At 73.9% G+C, this 25,303-nt stretch carries 18 protein-coding genes; 7 read left to right on the top strand and 11 right to left on the bottom strand.

The window, feature by feature from the left end; genetic code table 11:
• Window position 1: 1 nt before the first annotated feature.
• Genes GWK15_RS05185 through GWK15_RS05165 form a run of 5 tightly spaced genes read right to left on the bottom strand, consistent with a single transcriptional unit; the run spans window position 2 to window position 4,813 of the window.
• Window positions 2-1,846, bottom strand: a complete 1,845-nt coding sequence (locus GWK15_RS05185) for a polysaccharide biosynthesis/export family protein (RefSeq protein ID WP_245211402.1) — start codon at window positions 1,844-1,846, stop codon at window positions 2-4.
• Entirely contained in the window at window positions 1,836-3,032 is a 1,197-nt protein-coding gene (locus tag GWK15_RS05180; RefSeq protein ID WP_168039717.1) for a capsule biosynthesis protein, read from the bottom strand. Before GWK15_RS05180 ends, GWK15_RS05185 begins: the two co-directional genes overlap by 11 nt.
• Window positions 3,001-3,639 (bottom strand): ABC transporter ATP-binding protein, encoded by a 639-nt coding sequence (locus GWK15_RS05175; protein ID WP_168039715.1) that lies wholly within the window; start codon window positions 3,637-3,639, stop codon window positions 3,001-3,003. The genes GWK15_RS05180 and GWK15_RS05175 overlap by 32 nt, the downstream gene beginning before the upstream one ends.
• A gap of 8 nt (window positions 3,640-3,647) precedes the next feature.
• Window positions 3,648-4,442 (bottom strand): ABC transporter permease, encoded by a 795-nt coding sequence (locus GWK15_RS05170; protein WP_168039713.1) that lies wholly within the window; start codon window positions 4,440-4,442, stop codon window positions 3,648-3,650.
• Window positions 4,439-4,813 (bottom strand): DVU3141 family protein, encoded by a 375-nt coding sequence (locus GWK15_RS05165; protein WP_168039711.1) that lies wholly within the window; start codon window positions 4,811-4,813, stop codon window positions 4,439-4,441. Before GWK15_RS05165 ends, GWK15_RS05170 begins: the two co-directional genes overlap by 4 nt.
• A 169-nt stretch (window positions 4,814-4,982) precedes the next feature.
• On the opposite strand from GWK15_RS05165, the gene GWK15_RS26525 reads away from it, so the two are divergent.
• Genes GWK15_RS26525 through GWK15_RS05145 form a run of 4 tightly spaced genes read left to right on the top strand, consistent with a single transcriptional unit; the run spans window position 4,983 to window position 10,250 of the window.
• The gene (locus GWK15_RS26525) at window positions 4,983-6,857 is read left to right on the top strand and encodes a capsular polysaccharide export protein, LipB/KpsS family (protein WP_168039709.1); all 1,875 of its coding nucleotides are present in this window, start codon (window positions 4,983-4,985) and stop codon (window positions 6,855-6,857) included.
• A complete protein-coding gene (locus GWK15_RS05155; RefSeq protein ID WP_168039707.1) occupies window positions 6,857-8,080 on the top strand; it encodes a capsule biosynthesis protein in 1,224 nt (407 codons plus the stop codon). Before GWK15_RS26525 ends, GWK15_RS05155 begins: the two co-directional genes overlap by 1 nt.
• Complete coding sequence (locus tag GWK15_RS05150) at window positions 8,077-8,856, top strand: SDR family NAD(P)-dependent oxidoreductase (RefSeq protein WP_168039705.1); 780 nt, start codon at window positions 8,077-8,079, stop codon at window positions 8,854-8,856. The genes GWK15_RS05155 and GWK15_RS05150 overlap by 4 nt, the downstream gene beginning before the upstream one ends.
• Entirely contained in the window at window positions 8,853-10,250 is a 1,398-nt protein-coding gene (locus tag GWK15_RS05145) for a sulfatase-like hydrolase/transferase (protein WP_168039703.1), read from the top strand. The genes GWK15_RS05150 and GWK15_RS05145 overlap by 4 nt, the downstream gene beginning before the upstream one ends.
• Here the strand turns inward: GWK15_RS05145 and GWK15_RS05140 are convergent.
• The 4 genes from GWK15_RS05140 to GWK15_RS05125 are packed head-to-tail and all read right to left on the bottom strand — an operon-like array spanning window position 10,247 to window position 20,840.
• Complete coding sequence (locus GWK15_RS05140) at window positions 10,247-11,038, bottom strand: formyltransferase family protein (RefSeq protein WP_168039701.1); 792 nt, start codon at window positions 11,036-11,038, stop codon at window positions 10,247-10,249. The two genes, GWK15_RS05145 and GWK15_RS05140, sit on opposite strands and share 4 nt — an antisense overlap.
• Before the next feature lie 10 nt (window positions 11,039-11,048).
• Window positions 11,049-12,362, bottom strand: coding sequence for an aminotransferase class I/II-fold pyridoxal phosphate-dependent enzyme (locus GWK15_RS05135; protein WP_168039699.1), 1,314 nt, complete (start codon window positions 12,360-12,362; stop codon window positions 11,049-11,051).
• Entirely contained in the window at window positions 12,359-19,507 is a 7,149-nt protein-coding gene (locus GWK15_RS05130; RefSeq protein WP_168039697.1) for a type I polyketide synthase, read from the bottom strand. Before GWK15_RS05130 ends, GWK15_RS05135 begins: the two co-directional genes overlap by 4 nt.
• Window positions 19,508-19,538: 31 nt before the next feature.
• Window positions 19,539-20,840 (bottom strand): glycosyltransferase, encoded by a 1,302-nt coding sequence (locus GWK15_RS05125; protein ID WP_168039695.1) that lies wholly within the window; start codon window positions 20,838-20,840, stop codon window positions 19,539-19,541.
• A gap of 298 nt (window positions 20,841-21,138) precedes the next feature.
• On the opposite strand from GWK15_RS05125, the gene GWK15_RS05120 reads away from it, so the two are divergent.
• The 3 genes from GWK15_RS05120 (at window position 21,139) to GWK15_RS05110 (ending at window position 23,395) form a co-directional block, all read left to right on the top strand.
• The gene (locus GWK15_RS05120) at window positions 21,139-21,531 is read left to right on the top strand and encodes a hotdog fold thioesterase (RefSeq protein ID WP_209441993.1); all 393 of its coding nucleotides are present in this window, start codon (window positions 21,139-21,141) and stop codon (window positions 21,529-21,531) included.
• Between the two features lie 109 nt (window positions 21,532-21,640).
• Window positions 21,641-22,636, top strand: a complete 996-nt coding sequence (locus GWK15_RS05115) for an asparaginase (protein ID WP_338144464.1) — start codon at window positions 21,641-21,643, stop codon at window positions 22,634-22,636.
• Between the two features lie 144 nt (window positions 22,637-22,780).
• Complete coding sequence (locus GWK15_RS05110) at window positions 22,781-23,395, top strand: phosphohydrolase (RefSeq protein ID WP_168039691.1); 615 nt, start codon at window positions 22,781-22,783, stop codon at window positions 23,393-23,395.
• Between the two features lie 4 nt (window positions 23,396-23,399).
• Here GWK15_RS05110 and GWK15_RS05105 read toward each other — a convergent pair whose 3' ends face one another.
• Together GWK15_RS05105 and GWK15_RS05100 are read right to left on the bottom strand one after the other, a co-directional pair.
• Window positions 23,400-24,317, bottom strand: a complete 918-nt coding sequence (locus GWK15_RS05105) for an SMP-30/gluconolactonase/LRE family protein (protein ID WP_168039689.1) — start codon at window positions 24,315-24,317, stop codon at window positions 23,400-23,402.
• Window positions 24,318-24,321: 4 nt separating this feature from the next.
• Complete coding sequence (locus tag GWK15_RS05100; RefSeq protein ID WP_168039687.1) at window positions 24,322-25,290, bottom strand: Bug family tripartite tricarboxylate transporter substrate binding protein; 969 nt, start codon at window positions 25,288-25,290, stop codon at window positions 24,322-24,324.
• Between the last annotated feature and the right edge of the window lie 13 nt (window positions 25,291-25,303).

The following is a 25,303-nucleotide window of genomic DNA, read 5'->3' as shown; positions in this document are numbered from 1 at the left end:
GCTAGTTGTTGATGAAGACGCGCGCGGCGAGGGCGACCTGGAACAGCGCGGTCACGAGATCGGTGCCGAGCTGCCAGTACTTGGGGTCGAGGTAGGGCAGGGCGATCAGCTCGTCGCCTGGCCGCGGCGGCTGGCTTGGGCTGAGCTGCGCGAAGCCCGAGGGGCGGCGGATCATCAGCGTCGAGCGGTTGCCACGCGGAGAGAGTCCGCCGGCGGCCTCGAGGTACTGGTCGATCGACCAGCCCTCGCGCCACACCACGGCCTGGGGCGCGTTGACCTCGCCCTGGACCATGACGGTCTGCGAGCGCTCGGGGATGACGATGACGTCCCCGGTCTCGAGCCGCAGCGGGGCGCAGGTGCCGTCATTGCCCATCACCACCAGCGTGCCTTCGGGCTGCACCCGGCGGGCGCGGCTGATGTACTGGGTGATCAGCGCGGCCTCGGCCGTGCGGGATTCGGCGATGCGCGTGGTTGCCGAGGGGGCGAGGAACAACTGCCGCTCGAGCCGGTCGAGCGCGTCGTCGATCGCGCGCTTCTGGCGAAGGGCGAGGGAGGGGCGCAGCACGAAGACGCCGTCGGTGTTCGCGAGCTGCGGATCGACCGCGATGTGGTCGAGGGCCTGGCAGAGGTTGATGTCGCGGTCGGCGACCAGCACCGAGGGATACAGGCGGCTGCCCTCGACCGAGACGCGCACGGTGCGCGCCGCGACGTCGGCGACGAAGGTGACGGTGTCCTGGTCGAGCAGGGTCTGCTGCGCCAGCTCGCCGATCGACATGTAGCGCGAGAAGGGCTGCGCGTTGCGCACGCCGCGGATGACGGCGTTGGTGGCGGCAGGCAGCGGGCGCGTCAGCTCGATGAGCTCGCGGCCCGTGAGGTTGGCGCGCGCCGTGCTCTCGAACAGGTAGTTGTTCCGGACGGCGCCGTCGGCGCCCACCATCGCCCGCTGGCGGGCGACGACGATGGTGTCGCCTTCCTGCAGGCGCAGGATGGGCAGCTGTCCCTCGAGCAGGAAGCGGTAGAGGTCGACGCGGGCGATCGTAGTGCCGCCGCGGTTGACGGCGATCTCGCGGAAGGAGCCGCGGCCGGGGTCGATGCCGCCGGCGCGGACCAGGAAGTCGAGGATGCTGTCCGAGGCGACGCCGGCAAAGCGGCCGGGCGAGCGCACGAAGCCCGTGACGAAGACGCCGATGCGCTGGGTCGAGAGCACCGTCGCATAGACCTGCACCTGGGAGGTGTAGACCTTGCGGATCTCGCCCTCGACGACGGCCTGCAGGTCGCCCACGCGCGTGCCGGCGACGCGGATCGGGCCGATATTGGGCAGGAACAGGTTCCCCGCCGGGTCGATCACGCCCATCAGTTCGGAATCGACGGCACCCCACGCGCGGACCGAGACGCGGTCGCCGGGCTGCAGCACGTAGTTCGGGTTCGGCGCGTCCGAGGAGGATTGCGCGGCGCCGGTGAAGAGCGAGGCGCCGAAGACGGCCGTGGCCGGGCCGGTGATGCGCCCCTGGTCGCCGAGCGGGGCAACGAGGGTCGGGCCGCCTTCGGCCTGGGTCGGGCTGCCGATGCGCTCCGTCCCGCGGGACTGGCCGGGGATGTCCGCGAGGCTACGGCGGTCGAAGACCGGCGGCGGTTGCGCGGCCTGGTCGCTCGGCGCCGCGCCGGCGCCGTCCTGCGGGGCGGGCAGTCGCGACAGAAGGTTCGGCATCCCCGGCAGCACGGCCGGCACCCCGCCGATGCCGGTGGGCAGCCGGGTCTGGCCCTGGGCGGCGACGTCCCCCGCAAAGGCGATCGCGAACAGCGCAGCCAGCAGCCCCGCGCCAAGGCGGCGGCCGTCAGACCGCATGGTCACGCATGCTGGCGACGAGGAGCCAGGCGATACCGAAGGCAACCGTAAGTCCGAGGAACACACTGCCGACACCGATGAGCTTCCGGGGATAGAGAGGATAGACGGCGAGGTTGGGTTCGACCACGCGGGCGACGAAGACCTGCTGGCGCTGGGCGTCCATCCGCGCCGTCTCGAGGCTCGTTGTCGCGGAGGCGAGCTGACGGTCGGCGAATTCGCGTTCCAGCATCAGGCGGTCATAGGCGGCGAGTTGGTGGACCAGCGTGCCGTCGCCCCCGGTCCGGCGCAGCCGCTCGGCCTCGATCTGGCGTTCGAGCGCCTCGATCCGGTTGCGGGTGCTCTGGAGCGCCGGGTTGTCGGGGCGCATGAAGGCCGAACGCTCCCGCAGTTCCGCGCGCGCGGCCGTCAGCGCGCCTTCCATGGCCGAGATCTGCTGCTGCGAGGCGTTGGCCGTTCCCTGGCTGTCGAGGTCGCGCTGCTGTTCGCGGAACCTGGCGAGCGCCTCGCGGCTGTCGGCCACGCGCCGTTCGGCGATCGCGACTTCCTCCCGCGCCATGCGGAGCTGGTCGCTGCGCTGGCGTTCGGACAGGCGGTTCACGAGATCCTCGGCCTGGGTGAGGAGGGCTTCGGCGATCGCCTTGGAATCCTCCGGGCGGAAGCTGCGCACGCGCAACGTGAGCACGCCGGTCGAGCCGTCGAGCGAGGCCGAGACCATGGAGTTGAAGTACTTGGTCAAGCGCTCCGGCTCGGTGTCGTGCAGGCGCGCGACGTAGTCGGCCTCGGGTCGCTGCCACATGGAGATGACGTCGAGCCGGTCCTGCAGCGCCATCACGGCATCGTGCGAGATCAGGTATTCACGGAGCGTGCTGGCGTCCCCTGCGCTGCTGCCGGCGCCCACCGCGCCGAACAGGGAGGCGACGGCGCTGCTGCCCAGCGCGTGCTGCGTCTCGCCCCGCACGCGCACGACGATGCGCGTCTCGGAGACGTATTGCGGCGTCGCGAGGAGGTAGAAATACGCGGCGACGAGCGCCGTGGGCACCAGCACCCACAGCGTGAAGGGGTGGACGATCCATCGCCACAGCTTGCTCCGTGGCCGCGTCGGCGGGCTCGGCGCCGCCTCGGTCCAGGTCTCGACCGTCCCGAGGGGGGACGGCTCAAAGGCTGTTGTATGTGGCGAGAGCTTCATCGATGTCTTCGTAGAATGTGAGGGTGCCCTGGTCCATCACCGCAGCACGGGTGCAGAGCTGGCGGACCTGGGAGGGCGAATGGGTCACGAGGATCAGCCCGGCATTGGCCAGGCGCGCGGCGAAGGCGCGGCCGAACTTGTTGTCGCCGACCGACAGCGCCTCGTCGATGAGGAAGCACTCGAACTCGATCGCGAGCGAGATGGCGAGGCCGAGGCGCGAGCGCATGCCGCTGGAATAGGTGCCGACCGGCATGCGCAGGTATTCGCCGAGCTCGGCGAAGGATTCGACGTAGTCGACGACGTCCTGCGACGGCTTGCCGTAGATGCGCGCGATGAAGCGGCAATTGTCCTGGCCGGACAGGGCATTCAGGAACCCGGCCGCCAACCCGATCGGCCAGGACACCGACATGGTCCGCCGGATGCGGCCGCGGGTCGGCATCTCGACGCCCGACAGGATGCGCACCAGCGTCGACTTGCCCGACCCGTTGCGCCCCAGGATGCCGACGCGCTCGCCGCGCCCGAAGCTCGCATTGACGCCCCGCAGGACATGCTTGCGCCCGATATTCATCGGGTAGGATTTGTGGACGTCGATCAGTTCGAGCGCCATGGCCGGTCCTACTCCAGACCAACGCGCTGGCGCACGATCCTCAGCCCGGCGAGGCCGATGAGGTGCGTCACGAGGATCCACTTGATCACGTAGAGGATGTCGTACTGGGTCCAGTACTTCTCGCCGAACTGGCCGTCGCGCAGCAATTCGAAGATGTGCACGGTCGGCACCCACACGGCGAGGTCCTGCAGCCACGGCGGCAGCCAGTACAGCATGAAGAACAGGCCGCTGATCGGCAGGAAGAGGTAGGTCAGCAGGTGGATGAAGCGCTCGATGCCGTGCCATTCGGCCGTGGCGGCGCCGACCATCAGCGCCAGACCCTGGGCCAGCAGGAACATCAACGCCGCCGCGGCCAGCATCTTGATGGGCGAGTCCGGAATCTCGCCCCCCATGGCGATGCCCGCGAAGGTCATGATGAACAGGACGCCCGTGCAGGCGGCGGTCTCGATCAGGTGGCGCGCGAAGAACAGGTCCGGCAGCGCGACCTGGCGATGGAACAGCAGCGCGGCGTTGGAGGGGATGGTGCCGTGCGCCCGCATGATCATCTGGCGCAGCTTCATGAACAGGACGTAGCCGATGGCATACATCTCGAAGCTGCCGCGGACGCCGCGCTCGCCCTTGTGGAGCTGGTGGATGATGCCGACGCCGATGGCCAGCAGCAGCGGCTCGAAGAACAGCGTCAGGTAGCCGAAGCGATGGCGCCCGAAGCGCGTGTGCATCTCGCGGATCACCAGCGCGCCGATGACCCGCAGCTGCGTCCTTGCGCAGTCGGCCAGCGTCGGGCGGGCCGCGGTGTCGCTCACGGCCGGGCCGACGCGTCCTGGATCAGCGGGCGCGCCTCGCGCCAGCCATTGCCGGCGCGGCAGATCAGGCGGGTCTGCGTCGACCCGTCGGTGCGGACCAGGATCTCGCGGCAGTCGCGGCCGCTCGCCGCGGCATAGGCGCGCACCATCCGCACCCGCGCGGTCTGCCCGGTCGACGGCAGCACCACCGTCTCCTCGGAGCCCGGCGCGCCGGAAGCGGCGAAGGCGACGACGGGGTCGGAGATCGGCGCGATCGCCGCGTCGCCCGTCGGTGCCTGGACCACCGAACCATCCTGAGCGCAGCCCACGACCATCAGCGCCATGCCGGCCATGAACGCAACGCTACCGGACCGCTTCAGCGGAAGACGCATTCGTGCACAATCCTTGGCACCGAGACCCTGGGAACCTAGCCTTTCCGAGCGAATTACGCAAAAATTAAGACGCCCGGATCGGCTGAGAGGACGTTTTGTGGGCCTGCCTCTCGCGTCACAGGATAGATCGGCCCTGGATAACGCAAGATTACAACCTGGGCGTGTAGACGTGCCGGCGGGCTCGGCCGCTCCGGCGGGGCGACTCCATGCCCCGAAGGCGCTGCTGCGCCGCTGGCCCCACCTGCCGGCCTTCTTCGGGGAGGCCCCGATACTGCCGCCGCCCGCCATCCCGGCGGCCGACGACGTGCTGATGATCCCCGTCGGTGCCGCGCCGCCGGCCGGCTGGGGCGGTCGCGTCCTGCGCCTCGATCCGGGTCCCTTCGCGCCGCCCGCGCTCGGCGGGCGGGAGATGCCGGCCATCCTGTTCGCGGCCGAGGCGGCCGACCCGGTCGCGAGCATCCTCGCCCAGCCCGCACCGCCCCTCGCGCCGGATGTGCTTCGGCGCTGGCAGGCCGCGCTGCGTGCCGCGCGGCTCGGCGGCCCGCCCGGCCTGCCGGATCCGGGCGCGGCAGCGCTCGGCTGCGCGCCGGGTGAGGCGGTGCTGGTCGTCGATCCCTGCGATCCCGCGCTCGCCGGCGCCGTGGCGGCGCTCGTGACCGAGGCCGGCGAGCGGGCCGTCACCGTCCGCGACCCTTTCGCCCCAACCCGGGCGCGGCCGATCCTGCCAGAAACGCGGCCTGGACGCCTCTCGCCCTGGACGCTGATCGACGCGGCGGCCCGCATCCATGCCCTGCCGGGCGCGATGGCGCGGCTCGCCGCGCTCGCGGGCATCCCCGTCGCTGGACCAGTGATGGATGGCGACGCGATGCTGGGTGCGCTCGTCGCCGCCGCGCGCTGCGTCGACCCCATCCGCCGCGTGCCGGTCCCGTTCGAGGAGGCGCTCGCGTTGCTCGGCGCCTGGCGACGGCAGGAGGCGGAAAACCGCCGCATCGCCGTCTGCGTCGGCATGTCCTTCTGGAAGCGGCGCCGGATCGCCTCGGCGCTCGCGTCCTCGCTGGGGCCGCCCGCCTTCGCGCGCGGCGCGGCGGAAGCCGTCGCCACCGCCGCCCGGCGCGACGGCGCCATTGCCGTATGGGCCAGCCGCGCGCCGCGCGGGCTCGTCGACCAGGCCGCGCGGGCCGGGGTGCCGCTGCTCTGGGTCGAGGACGGCTTCATCCGCTCTGCTGGGCTCGGGGCGGGCTTCCTGCCGGGGGCCTCGCTCACTTGTGATCGGCGGCGGCCCTATTACGACCCGAGGGCGCCGAGCGACCTCGAGGTTCTGCTCGCCACGGCGGAGGTGCCCCCCGAGCTGCGCGCCCGCGCCGAAGCGCTGCGCGCCGCGCTGATCGCCGGTGGCATCACCAAGTACAATCTCTCGGGTGCTGCGCCCGTGCTGCCCGCGACGCCGGGCCGCCGGCGCATCCTGGTGCCGGGGCAGGTGGAGGACGACCTGTCGATCCGTCTCGGCGCCTCGGCGGAGGTGCGCGGCAACCTCGACCTGCTGCGCGCCGTGCGGGCCGCCGCGCCGGACGCCTTCATCGCCTTCAAGCCGCACCCCGACGTCGAGGCCGGCTACCGCCGCGGCGCGGTGCCCGAGGCCGAGGCCCGCGCACTCGCGGACGTCGTGCTCGCCCGCGCGCCGATCGCGCCGCTGCTCGACCAGGTGGAGGAGGTGCACACCATCACCTCGCTCACCGGCTTCGAGGCGCTGCTGCGCGGCCGCGCCGTGACCTGCTGGGGGCAACCCTTCTACGCCGGCTGGGGCCTGACCGAGGACCGAGCGCCGATCCCCCGCCGGCGGCGACGCCTGTCGGTCGACGAACTCCTGGCCATCGCGCTGATCCTCTACCCGCGCTACCTGGACCCGGTGACCGAACTGCCCTGCACCCCCGAACAGCTGATCGAGCGCCTGCGCGAGCCGCGCGCCTGGTCGGGCGGGCTCGCGGCCTGGCTGCGCCGCTGGCAGGGGCGGGCGATGGCGCGGCTGCTGCCGGGGCGGGGCTGATGGCGCGGTCCTTCCTGGTGCTGCAGGGGCTGGCGACGCACTTTTTCGCCAGGCTCGGCGATGCGCTGCGCGCGCGCGGCCATGCGGTGCAACGGGTGAATCTCAACCCGGGCGACCGGCTGTTCTGGAAGCGGCCCAACGCGACCGACTACACCGGCACCGAGGCCGATTGGCCCGCGGCGCTCGAGGCGCTGATCGCCGTGCATGGCGTGACCGACCTCGTGATGTTCGGCGACGGGCGGCCCTTCCATGTCGCCGCCATAGCGGCCGCGCGGCGGCTTGGCCTGCGGGCCTGGATCTACGAGGAAGCCTATCTGCGGCCGGGCTACCTGACGCTCGAGGAAGGCGGGGTGAATGCGCGGTCCCGCCTGCCGCGCGACCCGGCGCGCATCCGCGCGCTGGCCGAGGGCCTGCCGCCCGCGCTGCCGGAGACGCTGTCGGGCGGGTCCTTCCTGCGCCGCGCGACGGACGATGTCCGCTACAACCTCGCGAACCTCCTCCATCGCCGGGACTTCCCGCATTGGCGGACGCACCGGCAATGGAACCCCTTCGACGAATATGCCGGCTGGCTGAAGCGGGGCGCGCTGCGGCCGCTGCGGCGAAACGCCGCGTGGAAGCGGCTGAAGCAGGTCGAGGCCTCGCCCGGCCCGGTCTTTGTGCTGCCCCTGCAACTCGAGGGCGACTACCAGCTGCGCCACCATTCGCCCTTCGCGAGCCTCGCCGACGCCATCGCGCTCGTCGTCGATTCCTTCGCGGCCCATGCGCCGCCCGATGCGCTGCTCGCGGTGAAGGGCCATCCGCTCGACAACGGGCTGACGCATTGGGGGCGCTTCGCGGAACTGCGGGCGGCGGAACGCGGCGTGGCGCAGCGCATCGCATGGCTGCCGGAACTGCATTTCACGCCGGTGCTCGCGCCGGCGGCCGGGGTCGTGACGGTCAACAGCACGGCGGGCATGCAGGCGCTGCGCGAGGGCAAGCCGGTCGTCGTGCTGGGCCGCGCGCTCTATGACCTGCCCGGGCTGACCTTCCAGGACGGGCTCGACCGTTTCTGGACCGAGCGCACGCCGCCCGACATGGCGCTGGTCGATGCGCTGCGGCGCGTGCTCGCCGCGCATTGCCTGGTGCGCGGCGGCTTCTTCAGCGATGCGGGCATGAACGAGGCGGTGGCGAATTCCGTCCCGCGCCTCGAGGGCGATCCGCCCTTCGCGGCGGAAAAGGCATGAGCGCGCCGCGCTGCGTGCTGATCTCAGGCGCCTCGCGCGGGCTGGGCGCTGCGCTGGCCGAACGCTTCGCCGCGCCCGGCGTGACGCTGCGCCTCGTCGCGCGCGGCGCCGAAGGGCTGGCGGCGACGGCCGCGCGCTGCGTCGCGCGCGGCGCCATCGTCGAGACCGCGGCGATCGACGTGCGCGACGGCGCCGCACTCGGCGCGCAAGTGCTGGCTTGGGATGCGGCGTCGCCCATCGACTGCGTGGTCGCGAATGCCGGCATCTCGCGCGGCGTAGCACCTGACGGCGCCTGGGAAGGGGCGGAAGGCGCGACCGCCCAGGTTGCAGTGAACCTGATCGGCGCGCTGCACCTGATCGAACCGCTGCTGCCTGCCCTCCGCGCGCGGGGCGCGGGGCGCATCGTGCTCGTCGCCTCCGTCGCGGCCTATCGCGGGCTGCCGGATGCGCCGGGGTACGCGGCGTCCAAGGCCGGGCTGCGCGCCTACGGGGAGGGGCTGCGCGCCGCACTCGCCCCGCGCGCTATCGGCGTGACGGTGGTGCTGCCGGGCTTCTTCGACAGCGCGATGGGCGCGCGGTGGAAGGGGCCGCGGCCGCTGGCCATGAGCCTCGACCGCGCGGCGGACATCGTGCATCGGGCCATCCTGCGCGGCGCGCGGCGCTGCGCCTTTCCGCTGCCGCTCGCCGCGCTGCTGCGCCTGGTCGATGCGCTGCCGGCGGGGCTGTCGGACTGGGCGGTGCGGCGGATGCGCTTCCGCATCGCGCCCGAGGCGTGAGCACCGCCGCGCATATCCTGATCGGCGCGGCGCTGCCGCTGCCCTTTTGGATCTGGCTGCGCCGTGGCCTGCGCCCCTCGCCCTGGATGATGCTGGATGCGGCGCCGCTGATCGCGCTGTTCTGCGCGCTGCTGTCGGTGACGTCGCGGCCGGTGCTGGCGGGCGGGCTCACCGCGGGCGTGTGCATCTTCCTCGCCATCGCGGACCAGGCGAAGCGGGCGACGCTGCGCGAGCCGCTTGCCTTCACCGATGGCGGGCTGCTCTGGCAGGTCGTGGCACATCCGCGCTTCTACCTGCCCTTCGTGCCGCCGGCGCTGCTGCTGGGCGGGATCGGGCTGGGGGTCGCAGCCTTCGTCGCGGTGGTGGCGATGGAACCGCCGGTCGCGCTCGGTGCTGCGGCGCGGGCGGGGCTGCTCGCGCTGACGGCGGCGCTGGTGGTGCTGGTGCTGCGGCCACTCGGGCTGCTGCGCGGCGCTACGCCGTCGCGCCGGCCGGCGGAGGATGCGACGCGCTTCGGACCGCTCGCCACCTTCGCGATCCATGCGCGGATCGCGGCGGTGGAACGGCCGGTGCGGCGGGCGGCGCATCCGGCGGCAGCAGCGAGCGCGCCGGCGGTCGCGCCGCATCTCGTGCTGCTGCAACTGGAATCCTTCTGCGATCCGCGCCGCTTTGGCGTGCCGCGCGCGCTGCCGAATTGGGATGCGTTGGGTGCGGAGGCTGTATCGCGTGGGCTGCTCGCGGTGCCGGGCTTCGGCGCCAACACCATGCGCACGGAGTTCGTCGTGTTGACGGGGCTGGACGATGCGGCGCTGGGGCTGGATCGGCTGAACCCGTATTTCCGCTTTGCGCGGGCGCCGGTGGGATCGCTCGCCTGGCTGCTGCGTGGGGCGGGCTATGCGACGACCTGCCTGCATCCCTTCGATGCGCGCTTCTTCGGACGCGACAAGGTACTGCCGGCGCTCGGCTTCCAGCGCTTCGAGGCAGAGCCCGCCTTCGCCGGCGCGCCGCGCGCGCATGGGCTGGTGACGGATGCGGCGCTTGGCGTGCGGATCGTGTCCGACCTGGCGGCGGCGGAAGGGCCGGCCTTCCTCTATGCGATCAGCGTCGCCGCGCATGGGCCCTGGACCGGACCCGACCCGGCGGCGGCCTGGGCGGACAGGATGGTCGCGACGGATGCGATGCTGGGCGCCATCGCGACGGCGGCGCGCAAGTCGTTACGCCCAGTCGTGGTCGCGGCCTTCGGCGACCACCGGCCGGCGCTTGCTGCCGCGCAGGGCGGCACGGACACGGACTACCTGGTCTGGCGCAGCGATCGCGCGGGGGAGGGCGCGCGCCGCGACCGCGACGCCGCCGGCCTGCATCGCGCAGTGCGCGATGCCGCGCTGCTGGGCTAGACGGCCACGCCCCCGAGCGCCCGCCCGGCGCGCCAATCCGCGAAGCCCGCCAGGCGCACGCCCTTGCGCCGCGCTGCCCTGATCGCCGCGCCGTCGGGGAAGGACCGGTAGGGCATTGGCGGGGTGTCGCGGCCGCGGTCGCGGCCCGTGGCTATGTCCTCCAGCGCCTGCAGCAGCATCTCCGCCCCAGCCTGGTGCAGCAGCCGTGCCGCGGCGGACACCGTCGCCCCCGCGGGCACCGGCACGCGGCGCTGGGCGATGACCGCGCCGGCATCGATGCGCGGCACCAGGCGATGCACGCTGACGCCAAAATCCCCGCCGCCTTCGGCTGCCGCCCAGAAGCAGGGCATCGGGCCGCGATGCAGCGGCAGCAGCGAAGGATGCAGGTTCACCCCGCCGCGCGGCGCCAGCGCCAGGACCTCGGGTGCGAGGATCTGGTCGAAATGGCAGATGGCGATGACGTCGGGCCGCGCGGCCTCGATCGCCGCCTGCGCGAAGGCGCCGTTGATGTCTGCGATCGGCGTCGGCGTGACGCCGCGGGCCCGCGCGGCGGCGGCGAGCGGGCCGGTGCCGCGCGGTCGCATCAGGCGCGGCGCGACGAATTCGGCAAGCAGCCAGGGAATGATCCGCGGCCCGCAGCGTCCGATGATTCGCCGGGCACGCGCGCGGGACAGCGGGCTCGAGACGCCGAGGAAGACGACCTCGTGCCGCGTCTCGCGCAGGACGCGCGCCGCCGCCTCGGCGCTGGCCGTGCTTTCGAGCGTCAGGAGGGCGACGCGGAGCGGCATGGCGCGCGGGTCAGGTGGCGAGTTCCGCCGGCCGCGCGCCGCCGATCGCCGCGGCGACCGCGGCGACGGTGGCGCGGATCTGCGCGTCGTCGTGCTCGGATGAGAGGAAGAAGCGCAGCCGCGCCGAGGAATCCGGCACGGCCGGGAACAGGATGGGCTGCACGTTGATCCCGCCTTCGAGCAGCGCCTGGGACAGCCGCGCGGCGCCGACCGAGGATCCGACGATGACCGGCACGATGGCAAGGCCCGCCGAGGTGCCGGTGTCGAGCCCGGCCGCCTTCGCCAGGCGCAGGAACAGCGCCGCATTGGCCTGCAGCCGCGCGACGCGCTCGGGCTCGGCGTGCAGGATGCGCAGCGATTCCAGCGATGCCGCGGCGAGCGCCGGCGCCATGCCGACCGAATAGACGAAGCCCGGCGCGGAGTGCTTCAGCCAGGCGATCAGGTCCGCATTGCCGGCGATGTAGCCGCCGCAGCCCGACAGCGTCTTGGACAGCGTGCCCATCCAGATGTCGACATCCTGCGCGGCGACGCCCCACTGCTCGTGGATGCCCTGGCCGGTCGCGCCCACCACGCCGAGGCCATGCGCCTCATCCACCATGAGCCATGCGTCGTGCTTGCGCGCGAGGTCCACGAAGCGCGGCAGGTCGGGGATGTCGCCGTCCATCGAGTAATGACCCTCGATGACGATCAGCGCGCGGCGCGCGCCACGCCGGGCGGCGGCGAGTTCCCGTTCCGCCGCGCGCCAGTCGTTGTGGGCGAAGGCGATGCGCCGCGCGCCCGACAGCCGCGCACCCTCGGCGCAGGAATTGTGGATCGCGGCGTCATGCACGATCAGGTCGCGCGGCCCCATCAGGTGGCCGAGCACCGTCACGTTCGTCGCATGGCCCGACACGAAGGCGATCGCCGCCTCGACCCCGTAATGCGCCGCGATGGCGGCTTCCAGTTCCCCATGCACGGGCCTTTCGCCCGAGACCATGCGCGAGGCCGAGGCCGAGACGCCGTGCCGGTCCATCGCCGCCTTGGCCGCCGCGATCACGCGCGGATCCCCGTTCAGGCCGAGGTAGTTGTAGGAGCCGTAGTTCACGACCTCTCGGTTGCCGATGCGCGTCGTCGCGCCGGCGATGCCTTCGTGCGGGCGGAAGAAGGGGTTCTCGAGGCCGAGGGCGCCGGCGGCCTCGCGGATCATCTCCATGTCGCGCTGGCCGGGCAGTTCGCGAAAGGCGCGCGCCGCACCCGGGGCGGGGCCCTTCTCCTCCCGGCGCTTGGACAGGCGCTGCAGCAGCGCAAGCCGCGCCGTGGCCGAAAGGCCGAAGCCCTGGCTCATGGCGCCGCGTCGGCCGCGGCGGGCTCGTAGGCATCCATCAGCGACTGCACCGCGTGCTCCGTCCGGTCCTCAAGCACCACACCGGCGATGCGGTTGGCAAGCACGGCGATGGTCAGGTCCTCGGTGACCGCGGCGAGCGGCACCTGCACGCCGAGCCGCCGTTCCAGCGCCATGCGCAATTCGAGCCCGCCGAGCGAATCGAGGCCGAGCCCCGCGACGGGCGCATCGGCGCCGATCGCCTCGGAGGGGAGGCGGAGGATGCGGGCGATCTCCTCCTGCGCCAGGGCCACCAGGCGCGCGCGGGCCTGCTCGGGCGGCAGGGCGCGGAGTTCCTCGCGCAGGTCGGCGCCACCCGTGGCCGCCTCGCGCGCCGCGCGGATCGCGGCATAGGCGGGTTCGGCCAGCACCGGCAGGGCGGAACCGAGGGCGCCCCAGCCGATGCGCGCGACATGGGCGACCGGGATGCGGGCGGCGAGGATCGCGGGCAGCGCGGCGAGCGCCTCCTGCGCCGGCAGGGGTGCGACGCCGGTGCGGCGTTCCAGGGTCTCGGCCGTCGCCGCGTCGCGGGCCAGCACGCCGGCATCCGCGATCGGCCCCCAGCCGACGGCAAGCGCGGGCAGGCCGGCGTCCTGTCGCTGCCGCGCGATGGCCTCGAGCGCCGCATTCGCCGCGACATAGTTCGCCTGGCCCGGACTGCCGAAGGCGGTGGTGGCCGAGGAGAAGAGCAGGAACAGATGCAGCGGGTCCTCGCGCGTCAGGGCGTCGAGGTGCTGCGCGGCCGTCACCTTGGGCGCGAGGACGCGGGCGAAGCGTGCGGCATCCATGCTGGCGGCTGCGCCGTCGGCGAAGGCGGCGGCGGCGTGGACGATGCCGCGGATCGGAGGGCCCTCGCGCCTGAGGCGCGCGAGCAGCGCGGCGAGTGCGGCGCGGTCGGTCGCGTCGCAGGCCTCTATGCGGGTGCGGGCGCCGAGGGCGGCGAGCGTGCGGAGCGCGGCCTCAGCCCCCGGCGTCTCCCCGCCGCGGCGTGAGACCAGCGCGAGATGCGCCGCCCCGTTGGCCGCGAGCCATTTCGCGCATTCCAGCCCGAAGCCCTGGGTGCCGCCGATGACGAGGTAGGTGCCGCCTGGATCGGGCGCCCAGGGCGCGGGCGCAGCGCCGGTCCCGGCGGGCGGGCGGATCACGAGCTTCCCGATATGCGCCGAGGCCTGCAGCGTGCGGAAGGCGGCCTCGGCCGCGTCGGCGTCGAATACCGCATGGGGCAGGGGCAGCAGCGCGCCCTCGGCGAGGCGCGCCGCGATGTCGGCAAGCAATGCCTGGGCGAGGTCCGGCTTCGCGCGTGGCAACGCATCGGCGTCGACGGCGAAGTAGGAGACGTTGCGCCGCAGCGGGCGCAGTGCGGCGCGGCGGTTCTCCACGAAGTCGCGCTTGCCGAGTTCGATGAAGCGCCCGAAGGGCGCGAGCAGCCCAAGGCTGCGCTCCATCGCCTCCCCGGCGAGCGAGTTCAGCACCACGTCGACGCCATCCGGCCAGGCCGCGCGCAGCGCATCGGCGAAGCCGGCGTCGCGGCTGTCGAGTACGAGCTCGGCGCCCGCCATGCGCAGGAAGGCGCGCTTTTCCTCGTTGCCGGCGGTCGCCGCGACGCGCGCCCCGGCCGCGCGCGCGACCTGCAGCGCCGCGAGCCCGACGCCGCCCGCCCCGCCATGGATCAGCACGCGCTCGCCGGGGCGGATGCGCGCCAGCGTCTCGAGCGCGTAGCAGGCGGTGATGAACGCGACGGGGACGGTCGCCGCGGCCTCGGGGGGCAGGCCCTCGGGCAGCGGGGCGAGGGCCTCGGCGCGGGTCAGCGCATGGGTGGAGAAGGCCGAGGGCGCGAAGCCGAACACCGCATCGCCGGGGCGGAGCGCGACGCCGGGCCCGGCGGCCTCGACGACGCCGGCGCATTCCATGCCGAGCGTCGGGCCGGCGAAGCCGTCCATCAGCACGTCCTCGGGCAGCAGCCCCTGCGCCCACATCAGGTCGCGGAAATTCAGCCCCGCCGCGGCGACGCGCAGGCGGACCTCGCCCGGGCCGGGCGCGGGCAAGGCGGGTTCCGGCGCCCAGGCCAGGCTGCCGATCTGGCCCGGCTGGCCGATCGCGAGGCGCCGCGCCCCGGTGCGCGCGGGCGCAGGCAGGCCGGGGGTCAGGCGCGGCAGCAGGCGCGCATCGGGGGCGACCACGACTTCGGGCGCGTCGCCCGCGAGTTCGGCGGCGAGCCGCCGCGCGGCAGGTTCCGGCGGCAGCGCGGGATCGAGCGTGATCCGCCGCGGCGCGAGGTCCGGCAACTCGTTCGCCAGCACGCGGCCGAGGCCGGACAGCGCCGCGCCGTCGACGCCTGCACCGACGAGGACGATGCCGCTCGCCGCACCGTTGGCGGCTTCCGCGAGGCGCGTCGCGGCGGCGAGCGTCGTGGGCAACGGGTCATCCCCGGCCAGCGCCACCACTTGCGCGCCCTGGATCGCGCGCGGCGCCGGCGTGGCGTCGAGCGGGGACTGCGTCACGGCATGGCCCTCGGCGCGCAGCGCGGCGTCGAGTGCGGCCGCGAGCCGCGCCGCGCCTGCGGCTGCGAAGATCGCGACGCGGCGCGGCTTGCCCGGAGCGGCAATGACGACCGAGGGCGCGCGGGCGGCGAGCAGCAACGCCGGCCAGGGCGCGGCGGCGAGCGGCAGGGCCTCCGGGTCCTCGAAGCCGGCGTCGGACAGCGCCTGGCGCCAGCTGGCCGCGTCGGGCAGCGCGCCCTCGCCGCCGGTCCACCAGGCGGGGTCCTGGCCGCAGGCGAAATCCCACAAGCGCCCCGGCGCGGGTTCGGCGAGCAGCAGCAGCGCGCCGGGCGCGGCGGCGGCGCGGAGTGCCGCGGCAAGATCCGTCCCCGCCCGGCCGCGCACCGCCGCGGCGAGGCCGATCACAACGTCGGACGGCTCCAGGGGCCCGCTGCCGGTCCAGGCGAAGTCGATGCCCTCGGCGGCGGGCGGCGTCGCGCCGGCCCGCGCCTCCCCGGCCGCGCGATAGGCGACGCGCAGGCCGCGTCCGGCGAGCGCCGCGACGGCCGCGCGCGTCAGCGGCCCGCCGGCGCCGAATTCCGTCACGCGCAGCACCCGTCCCGCCGGCCAGCGATCCGCGACGGCGGCGAGCGCGGCCGCGACGACCGCGGCGAGCCGTGGGAAGGCACCGGAGTCGAGGGGCGGCGGCGGCGCCGCGACCGGCTCCCCGGTCAGCGCGACCGGCAGCGTCTCCGCCGCGCGGGCCAGCCAGGCCATGTCGAGCGCGAGGCCCGGATTCTCCGCGAGCACCGAGCGCCAGATCTCGCTCGCCGCCGGCAGCGCCTGGTCCTCGGCCAGACGCCAGCCGGCGGGGGTTTCCTCCGCGAGGCCGGTCTCGCCCAGCGACTGCCACAGCGCGCGGCGATAGGACGTGGCGAGCGGCGGCGCGACGGGCAGCGCCGCGACGGTCGCCGCGGCGGCGAAGCCTTCGAGCAGCAACGCCGCCTCGGCCGCATCGGCGGCGGCATCGGCGGCGCGGGCGGCATCGAGCGCGGCCTCGGCCGCCACGGGCGCCGCCGCGGGCGGCAGCGGCGGGGCGGGCAGCGGGTCGAGGCGGAAGACGAGGTCCTCCGGCGCCGTGCGGCCCGGCAGGCGCACCACCTGCAGCCAGACGTCGGTGCAGACCGCAACCACGGCCCCGGTCGCATCGCGCAGCGTCAGGTCGGCGGCGAGCACGCGTTCCCCCCGCCGCGTCAGAACCAGCTCCGCCATGGCGGGCAGCGCGGCGCCGCGCAGCACCGCCAGCCGCCCGATCCGCACCGGCACCAGGGAGGCCGCGTCGGCGGCACCCGCGAGCAGCGCGACGAGGCCCTGCAGCGCGCCGTCGAGCAGCACGGGATGCAACAGGAAGCCCGCCGCGCCGGGCGCGGCCTCGGGCAGGCGGAGGCTGACGCGGGCGTGGCGGCCGGCGGCGTCGGTCCTGACGCGCTCGACCGGGCGGAAGGCCGGGCCGTAGTCGAGGCCCGCGCGCGCGGCGAGGGCGATCACCTCGGCGCCGCGCATCTCGCGTGCCTCGGCCGGCGGGGCGTCCGGCGCGGCTGGGAGTCGGGGCAGGGCGGCGATGCGCGCGCGGGCGGCGAGCGCCCAGGGTTCCTCGGCGAGGCGGCGGCGGCTTTCGAGCAGGAAGCCGCCCTCGGCGTCGGCGGTGCTGCGGACCTCCCGGACGCGGCCGGGTTCGAAGGCCAGCGGGCGCTGGATGGCGAGGTCCGTGACCTCGAGCGCGGGAGCGTCCGGATGCAGCGCGGCGGCGGCGGCGAGCGCCATCTCGGCCATGGCGGCGGCGGGCAGCACCGCCTCGTTCATCAGGCGGTGGTCGGCAAGCCAGGGGTCGGTCTCGGTGTCGAGGAACGCCGTCCAGCGCCCCGCATCCCCGCCCGCGCGCAGGCCCAGCAGCGGGTGGTCCCGCTCGGGGTCGGTGAGGCGCGCGCTTTCCGTGGTGCGCGGGAACCAGGCCGGGCGGCGGGCGAAGGGCGTGCGCGGCAGGTCGCGCCGGGCGGGGCCGGCGAAGGCGCGGCCGTCGCGCGGGTCGGCGCCGCGCGCGATCGCGCGGTCGGCGATGGCGGGGAAGGGATCGCCCGCCGGATCGCGGCGCGTGAGCGTGGGGAGGATCGCGGCCTCCGCGCTGTCCTCGCGCAGGCTTTCGCGCAGGTAGGATTGCAGGACGGGATGCGGCCCGATCTCGAGGAAGAGCCGCGCGCCGGCCTCGGCCGCGGCCCGCGTCGCGTCGCGGAAGCGCACCGGTTCGCGCAGGTTGCGCCACCAGTAGGCGGCGCGGGCGTCGTCAGCGTCCAGCACCTCGCCGGTGACGGAGGAGACCATCGGGATCGCGCCGCGCCGTGGCGCGAGCGTCGCGAGGTCAGCGAGCAGCCCGTTCCGCACCGGATCCATCGCCGCGGCGTGGAAGGCGTAGTCGAGATCGAGCGGGATGGCCGAGACGCGCGCCGCCTCCGCGGCCGCGCAGAGACGTGCGACGGCCTCCGCCGGGCCGGCGACAGTGATCGAGGACGGGCCGTTCACCGCCGCGATCTCGACGCCCGGCCCGGCGACGTCGAGCAGCGGCGCCGCAGCCTCCGGCCCGCAGCCGATCGCGGCCATCCGGCCGGTGCCGCGCGTCGCGTGCTGGTGGCGGCTGCGCGCGACGATCAGCCCCGCGGCTTCCTCGAGCGGCAGCAGGCCCGCGCACCAGGCGGCGGCGACCTCGCCGACCGAATGGCCGAGCACCAGGCCCGGGCGGATGCCCTGCGCCCCGAGCGCGCCCACCACGCCAACCTGCACGGCGAACAGCAGCGGCTGGGCGATGTCGGTGCCGGCCAGTGCTTCGGCCATCACGCCGCGCCGCAGCAGCACCAGCGGCGACCAGCCGAGCCGTGGCGCCAGCGCCGCGTCGGCCTCCTTCACCGCGCGGCGGAAGGCGGGGGAGGCGGCGAGCGCCCCCTTCGCCATGGCCGCGTATTGCGCGCCATTGCCCGAGAAGGCGAAGGCGACGGCGCCGCGGACGGCCTGGCCGCGTTCGCCACGATCGGAAGCGATGGCGGCGGCCAGGGCATCGCCGTCGGCGCCGCGCAACACCAGGCGGTGGGGGCCGAGGTCCCGGTGTCGCGCGACGCCGCGGGCGAGCGCGGCGGCGTCGGCCGCGTCGCACCCTTCGAGCCGGTCGCGCCATTGCGTGGCCAGCAGGCCGAGCGCGGCCTCGGACCGCGCGGAGAGCACCAGCGGCGGCGCGCCGCCGGGCTTGCCGGCGGGCGTCGCGGCGACGGCCGGCGCGCGGCCCAGCAGCACGGTCGCGTTGGTGCCGCCGAAGCCGAAGGAATTGACGCCGACCACCGCATCCGGCGCGGCCGGCAGGGCTGCGTGCCGCGTCGCGACGGTGAGGTTCAGCCCGGCGAAATCGATCTCGGGGTTGGGCTCGGCGAAGTGGAGCGAGGGCACCAGCGCGCCCTTCTCCAGCATCAGCATCGCCTTCAGCAGCCCGGCCATGCCGGAGGCGGATTCGAGATGGCCGATATTCGTCTTCACCGAGCCGATCGGCAGCGGCGCGGCGCGGCGCTGCGCGATGGTGGTGCCGATCACCCAGGTCTCGGCCGGGTCGCCGACGCGGGTGCCGGTGCCATGCGCCTCGAAGGCGAGGAAACGGTCGGGGGCGATGCCGGCGCGCGCGACGACGCGGTCCATCAGCGCGGCCTGCGCGGCACGGTTCGGCAGCGACAGGCCGATCGTCCGCCCCGCGGCGTTCACGCCACTGCCGAGCAGCACGGCCCGCACCGCATCGCCCGCCGCGATCGCATCCGGCAGGCGCTTGAGCACGACGACGCCCGCGCCTTCCGCCCGGACGTATCCATCGGCGGCCGCGTCGAAGGCGCGGCAGCGCCCGGTCGGCGAGAGCATCCCCGCGCGCGAGAAGCCGATGAAGGAATAGGGCGAGAGCAGCATGTTCACGCCGCCCACCACCGCCGCTTCCAGTTCCGGGTCGTCCTCCAGCGCGCGGATCGCGAGGTGCAGCGCGACCAGGGAGGAGGAGCAGGCCGTGTCGATGGTCTGCGCGGGCCCGCGCAGGTCGAAGACGTTGCCGATGCGGTTGGCGAGGATCGACAGCGCGTTCCCCGTCATCAGGAAGCGGTCCGCCGCGGAGGGATCGCCCAGGCGCAGTTCCGCGAAGTCGGTGGAGGAGCCGCCGACGAAGACCGCCACGTTGCGGCCGCCAAGGCGCTCGGCCGGGATGCCCGCATCCTCGAGCGCCTCGGCGGCGACTTCGAGCAGCACGCGCTGCTGCGGGTCCATCTCCGCGGCTTCGCGCATCGAGACGCCGAAGGCCGCGGCGTCGAAGCCGGTCGCATCCCCGATCGTGCCGGCCGCGAAGGTGTAGGAACGACCGGGTTCCGAAGCGCGCGGATGGAACCAGCGCGCCTGGTCGAAGCGGTCCGGCGGGACGGTCGTGACGGCGTCGCGCCCCTCGGCGAGCAGCGACCAGAAGGCGTCGAGGTCCGGCGCGCCGGGCAGGCGGCAGGCTGCTCCGAGGATGGCGATGCCCTGGGAGGGCTGGCGCGGGCGCGCCCGGCGCGCTGCCCGCATCAGCCGGCGGCCATCCGGGCCGGGCGGGCCCTCATTCGGCGGGGACGGGGCTTGCGGGCAGGGGGGCCGTCAGGACGGGCCGGTCGATCCGGCGCGCCGGGCTCGCGATGGTGACGGCGCTGCGCGCGGCGGCCTGGGCCAGCAGCCCGTCCACGGCTGCGAAATGGTCGTCCCAGGAGGGTGCGACCCAATGGCGCATGCGGGCGAGCTGCGCGGCGCGGGCGCGGCTGTCGGGTGCGGCATAGTCGAGGATGGTGCGCCGCCAGCCAGCGCCGTCCAGCGGGTCGAGGTATTCCGGCACGGCGCCGCCGACCTCGCGCAGCGCGGGCAGGTCGGAGCAGATCGCCGGCGCGCCGGCGGCCAGCGCCTCGGCGAGCGGAAGGCCGTAGCCCTCGGCGAAGGATGGGAAGAGCAGGGCGCGGCTGCCGGCAAGCAGCGAGGCGACCTGCGAATCGGGGACCGATCCGGCTTCCTCGACCACGCCGCGCAGGATGGTGCAGCGCTCGAGCAGGTCGAGGACGTTCTCGTTCTCCCAGCCGCGGCGGCCGACCAGCACGAGGCGCGGCGCCGCCGGGCCCCACTTGGTCGCGAAGTCGCGCCACAGATGGAGCAGGAGAAGGTGGTTCTTGCGCGGCTCGATGGTGCCGATGACGACGAAGTAGGGGCGCGCCGCGGGATCGGGGGCGGCGCCCGGCTGCAGGCTGTCGATGCCGAGGGGTGCGACCAGCACCGGCGGCGAGACCGTCTGGCCGACCAGGTGCGGCGAGAGCACCGCGGCCGTCGCGGCCGAGTTCACGATGATCGCGTCCGCGAGCGAGGCCACGGTGTCGAGCCGCTGCAGGTGCTGCATGGCGACGCCCGGGCGCGCGTATTCCGGATGCGTCGCCGGGATCAGGTCGTGGACCAGCGGGACGAAGGCGGCGCCAGCGCGGCGGAGTTCCGCGATGGGCTCGGCCTGTTCCATCAGCCGGTGGGAGACGAGCAGGAAGACGGTGCGGCGTTCGCGGGCCAGCACCTCGGTCAGGCGGGAACGGCCACGGCCGAGGGCAAGGCGCGCGAAGGCGATCAGCGCGGTGCGGCGCGCGGCGCGGCGGGCGGCCGACGCGCCGGGGCCGCCTGACCAGGCGAGCTGCAGCTGCGCGGCGAGATCGGCGACCATGCTGCGCGGCACGGCGGCGTATCCGCCGCGCGGGCCGCGGGCGACGAAGGTGACGTCACTGTCGGGGGCGGCGAGCCAGCGGCGGGCATAGGCGGCTTCGACGCGATCGATTCCGGAAGGCGCCCGACGGCGCGAGCAACCGAAGAACCGGGAAACGTCGAGCAGTACGTGCACGCTCGGCCCTCCTGACCGCACTCCGAAGATCGGCCCCCCCGACCCCCTGGCTTCCCGGCAGCAGTACCATCGCGATGGTTGATAAAAGGCGAACTCGCCCCACCTCGGTGGTCCAGGCGTCTCAAATTTTCGAAACGCCCGAAAAATTAATGCAGCATTAACGGTCGGGAGTCAATTCTGTCCGTGCGGTACCGTCATGACGCAGCGGCCGATCCCTGGCACGCTGCGGGCCTCCCCTCCGTCCGCCTATGAAGGCCTTCACATGACGATCTGGCGACAACCCCCGGATTCCGCTGCCATGGAGCGTCGATTCGCGGGAAGCCTTCCCGGCCATTTCGGCATCAAAATTCTCGAAATCGGGCCCGATTTCCTCCGCGCCGAGATGCCGGTCGACGATCGCCACATCCAGCCCTTCGGAATCCTCCATGGCGGCGCCTCGGTCGTCCTGGCCGAGACGCTGGGCAGCATGGCCAGCAACATGACCCTGCCCGAGGGGCGGATGGCCGTCGGACTCGAGGTCAATGCCAACCACATCTCCTCGGTGCCGAAGGGGGAGACCGTGACGGCGGTCTGCCGGCCCTTCCACCTCGGGCGGACCACCCAGGTCTGGCAGACCGAGATCCACCGGGCGGACGGGCGACTCGCCTGCGTGTCGCGCCTGACCACCGCGGTCGTCGACCGCCGCGGCTGACAGCGCGCCGGTTGCCGGGCCCCGGGGGCGCCGATAGCGTTCGGCCCGATGTCTCGCGCCGCCACGACGACGGCCGGTCGCGATCCTGCACGTCTCGAAAGGAAGCAGCGTGAGCAGCAAACCCAAGGTCGCGATCATCGGCACCGGCGGGACGATCTCCTCCATGGGCAAGGGGCCGCTCGACCTCATCGATTACGGCAGCCTGGGCCAGGTGCTGGACGTGAAGGGGGTGATCGCGCGGGTGCCGGAACTCGCCCTTGTGGCGGATGTCATTCCCGTGCCGTTCAAGGCGATCCCCTCCACCGCGCTCGGCTGGCCGGAGTGGAAGGAACTGCTGCTGATCTGCGACCGGCTCTCGGCCGAGCATCCCGACCTTGCTGGCATCGTCGTCACGCATGGCACGGCGTCGCTCGAGGAGACGGCTTACTTCCTGTCGCTCACGTTGAAGATCCCGCAGCCGGTGGTGCTCGTCGGCGCGCAGCGGCCGGCCTCCGCGCTGGCCGGCGACGGGCCGATGAACCTTCTGAACGGCTGCCGCGTCGCCGCCGATCCACGCGCGCGCGGCCTCGGCGCGCTGGTGCTGCTGAATGACGAGATCCAGGCGGCGCGCGAGGTGACGAAGACCTCCACCCTGCGCATGCAGACCTTCCGCACGCCCGATTTCGGCGTGCTCGGCCAGGCGGATGCGGACGCCATCGTCTGGTATCGCAAGCCGCTGCGGCGCCTGGCGCCCGATACCGAGTTCGACGTGCGCGGCATGGAGGCGCTGCCGCGCGTCGATGTCGCCTATGTCTACGCCGGCGCCGATGGCGCGGCGATCGAGGCCTTCGTCGCCGCGGGCGCAAAGGGCATCGTCACGGCGGGCTTTGCGCCGGGCTATGTGACGCCGGCCATGTCGGCGGCGATGGCCGCGGCGGTGAAGAAGGGCGTGGCGGTGGTGCTGTCCTCGCGCGCCGGGTCGGGGCGCGTGGGGCGGACGACGAAGAACGCCGCGCTGGGCTTCGTGACGGCGGACAACCTCAACCCGCAGAAGGCGCGGATCCTGCTGGCGCTGGCGCTGGCGCACGGGGTCACGGACCTCGAGCGCGTCTTTGCGGAATACTGACGGGGGAAGGCCGGGGGAGAAGGGAACTTCTCGCCCGGACCCCCTCAACCTTCTTTTTCACCTGGTGCCGCCCGTGGACGTCAGTTCCCAAGAGCCAAAGAAGGGAGGGGGGGCGGGGGAGGTTCTCCTCCCCCGCGCTTCCTGATGCCCGACCGTGCCTGGGTCCGCCTGCCCTCCGGCCGGCGGCTGGACCTTCTGTCTCCGACGCCCTTCGACTGGACCGACGCCGACCTGGCGACGGGCCTGGCGCGCACCTTCCGTTGGGGCGGGCACTCGGCCTGGCCGGAGCCGCTGTCGGTTGCGCAGCATTCGCTGACGGTGCTCGCGCTGCGCCGGACGCGCACGCGCCATCGCCTGACGCCGGTGCAGGAGTTGCGCGAGCTGCTGCACGACGCCGATGAGGGGCTGATCAACTTCGATTGCATCTCGCCGCTGAAGCCCTTCCTGGGGGAGGCCTTCGCAGACCTGCAGGCGCGGCTGTCCGCGGCGATCGCCACGCGCTACCGCCTGCCGTCCTGGACGGCGGAGGAAAAGCGCGCCCACAAGGTGGTCGACGTCGCGGCCGCGGCAGCCGAGGCGGTGCACGTCGTCGGCTGGACCGCGACCGAGGTGCGCGAGACGCTCGGCATCAAGGCCGAGGTCATCGCCAAGGACCCGCTCGCGGTGCGGTACGGCGACCCGCCCTGGCGCCCCTGGGCGCCCGACGTCGCGGCCGCGCGCTTCCTCGAGGAACTGACCATCCTCCAGGCGCGCGTCTAGCCGGTCAGGCGTGCGCGAAGAGCGGCGCGCCCGGCCGTTCCCAGCGGGCGCGCAGCACGGAACCGCTCTCGCTCTCGGTGATGAAGAGGTCGCAGTTCTCCGGCCCCCCGAAGCAGACATTGGTGGTGCCGAGGCCGCGCGGGGAGCGGATGCGCAGCAGCGGCTCGCCGAGGCGCGAGAAGATCCAGACCGTGCCCATGCCGGCATGGGCAACGGCGATGTTGCCGTCCACGTCCATCGCCATCCCGTCCGGGCCCGCGAGGCCGCCCGACATGGCGATGAAGCGGCCGACGCGGATCACGCCGCCATCCTCCGTGATCGGCACCCGCCAGATGGCGTTGTCGCGCGTCGCGGCGACGTAGAGCGTGTGTGCGTCGGCCGTCAGCACCAGGCCGTTCGGGCTCGGCACGTTGGAGACGAGGGCATCGGGCTGGGACGCGCCGGCACGCAGGCGATAGACGCGCCCGGCGGGGTCGTGCAGGCCGGTCTGGCCCTGGTCGGTGAAATACAGGTCGCCGTTCATCGCGAAGGTGCAGTCGTTGACGCCGCGGAATCCCTCGCGCCGTGCGCGCGGCACCAGGGGCGAGACGTCGCCGGTGCTGGGATCGAGGCGCAGCAGGCCGCGCTTCGCATCGGTGATGGCGACCCAGCCGTCGCGATGGAAGGCGAGTCCGTTGGGCTCGCCGTCATAGTCGGCGACGACGGTCCACTCGCCGGCGGGGCTCACGCGGAAGATGCGGCCGAAGACGATGTCCGTCAGCCAGAGGTTCCCCGCGCGGTCGAAGGACGGGCCCTCGAGGAAGGAATGCGGCGTCGCGCCACCGCGGCCGTAGAGCCATTCGCTCGTGCGGCCGCGGATGCGCAGGGCCTCGGGGACCTCGGTGTGGATCTCGGCGGTGATGGAGGGTGGTGCGGCGTACATGCTCTCAGCCCAGGGTGATATTGGCGTCGCGGATCAGGCGCGCTGCGCGCTCGCGCTGCGCGATGACGAAGGCGGCGAAGTCGTCGGGGCTGGTGCCGAGGGGCACGATCCCGATCTGGTCCATGCGCGTGCGGACGTCCGGCTGCGCCAGGGCGAAGATGGCCGCCGCATGCAGGCGTTCCACCGCGATGCGCGGCGATCCGGCGACGGTCCACAGGCCGTTCCATTCGTCCCAGTCGAAGCCGGTGTAGCCCTGGTCCGAGATGGTCGGCATGTCGGGCAGGGCCGTGATGCGGCGCAGCCCCGCGGCGCCGAGCGCGCGCAGGCGCCCGCCCTGCACATGCGCGGTCGCCGCCGCGGCCGAGGCGAAGGCCATGGCGACATTGCCCGCGATGAGGTCCGTCATCGCCGGGCCGCCGCCACGATAGGGAATGTGCACCACCTCGATGCCCGCCATGCGGGCGAATTCCACCATGGCGAGGTGCGCGCCCGTGCCGTTGCCCGAGGAGGCGTAGGAGAGCGTGCCGGGCCGCGCCTTTGCCCCGGCGACGAGATCGGCGAGCGTCCGGTAGGGCGAGGCCGCCGGCACCACCAACATCTGCGGCTGCCAGGTGAGCTGCGTGATCGGCGCGAAGGCCGTCGCGTAGTCGAAGGGCAGGTTGGGCATCAGCGTCGGGTTGACGACATGGCCCATGCTGTCGAGCAGCAGCGTGTGCCCGTCCTTGGGCGAGCGCGCGACCTCGGCCGCGCCGATCGATCCGCCGGCGCCGCCGCGATTCTCGACGACGATGTTCTGGCCGAGCTGCGACATCAGGTGCGGCAGCAGCAGCCGCGCCACCGTGTCGGTGCCGCCGCCGGGCGGATAGGGCGGGATGAGGCGCAGCGACTGCGTCGGGAAGGCCTGCGCACGGGCGGTCAGCGGCAATGCCGGCAACAGGGCGGCGCCCAGCAGGGCGCGGCGGTGCGGGGCCATGGTCGTCTCCTCC

It is taken from the genome of Neoroseomonas oryzicola (assembly GCF_012163135.1).
Lineage (GTDB): Bacteria > Pseudomonadota > Alphaproteobacteria > Acetobacterales > Acetobacteraceae > Neoroseomonas > Neoroseomonas oryzicola.
Note: the sequence above shows the minus strand (reverse complement) of the source record. Positions and strands in the feature narration are given on the sequence as shown.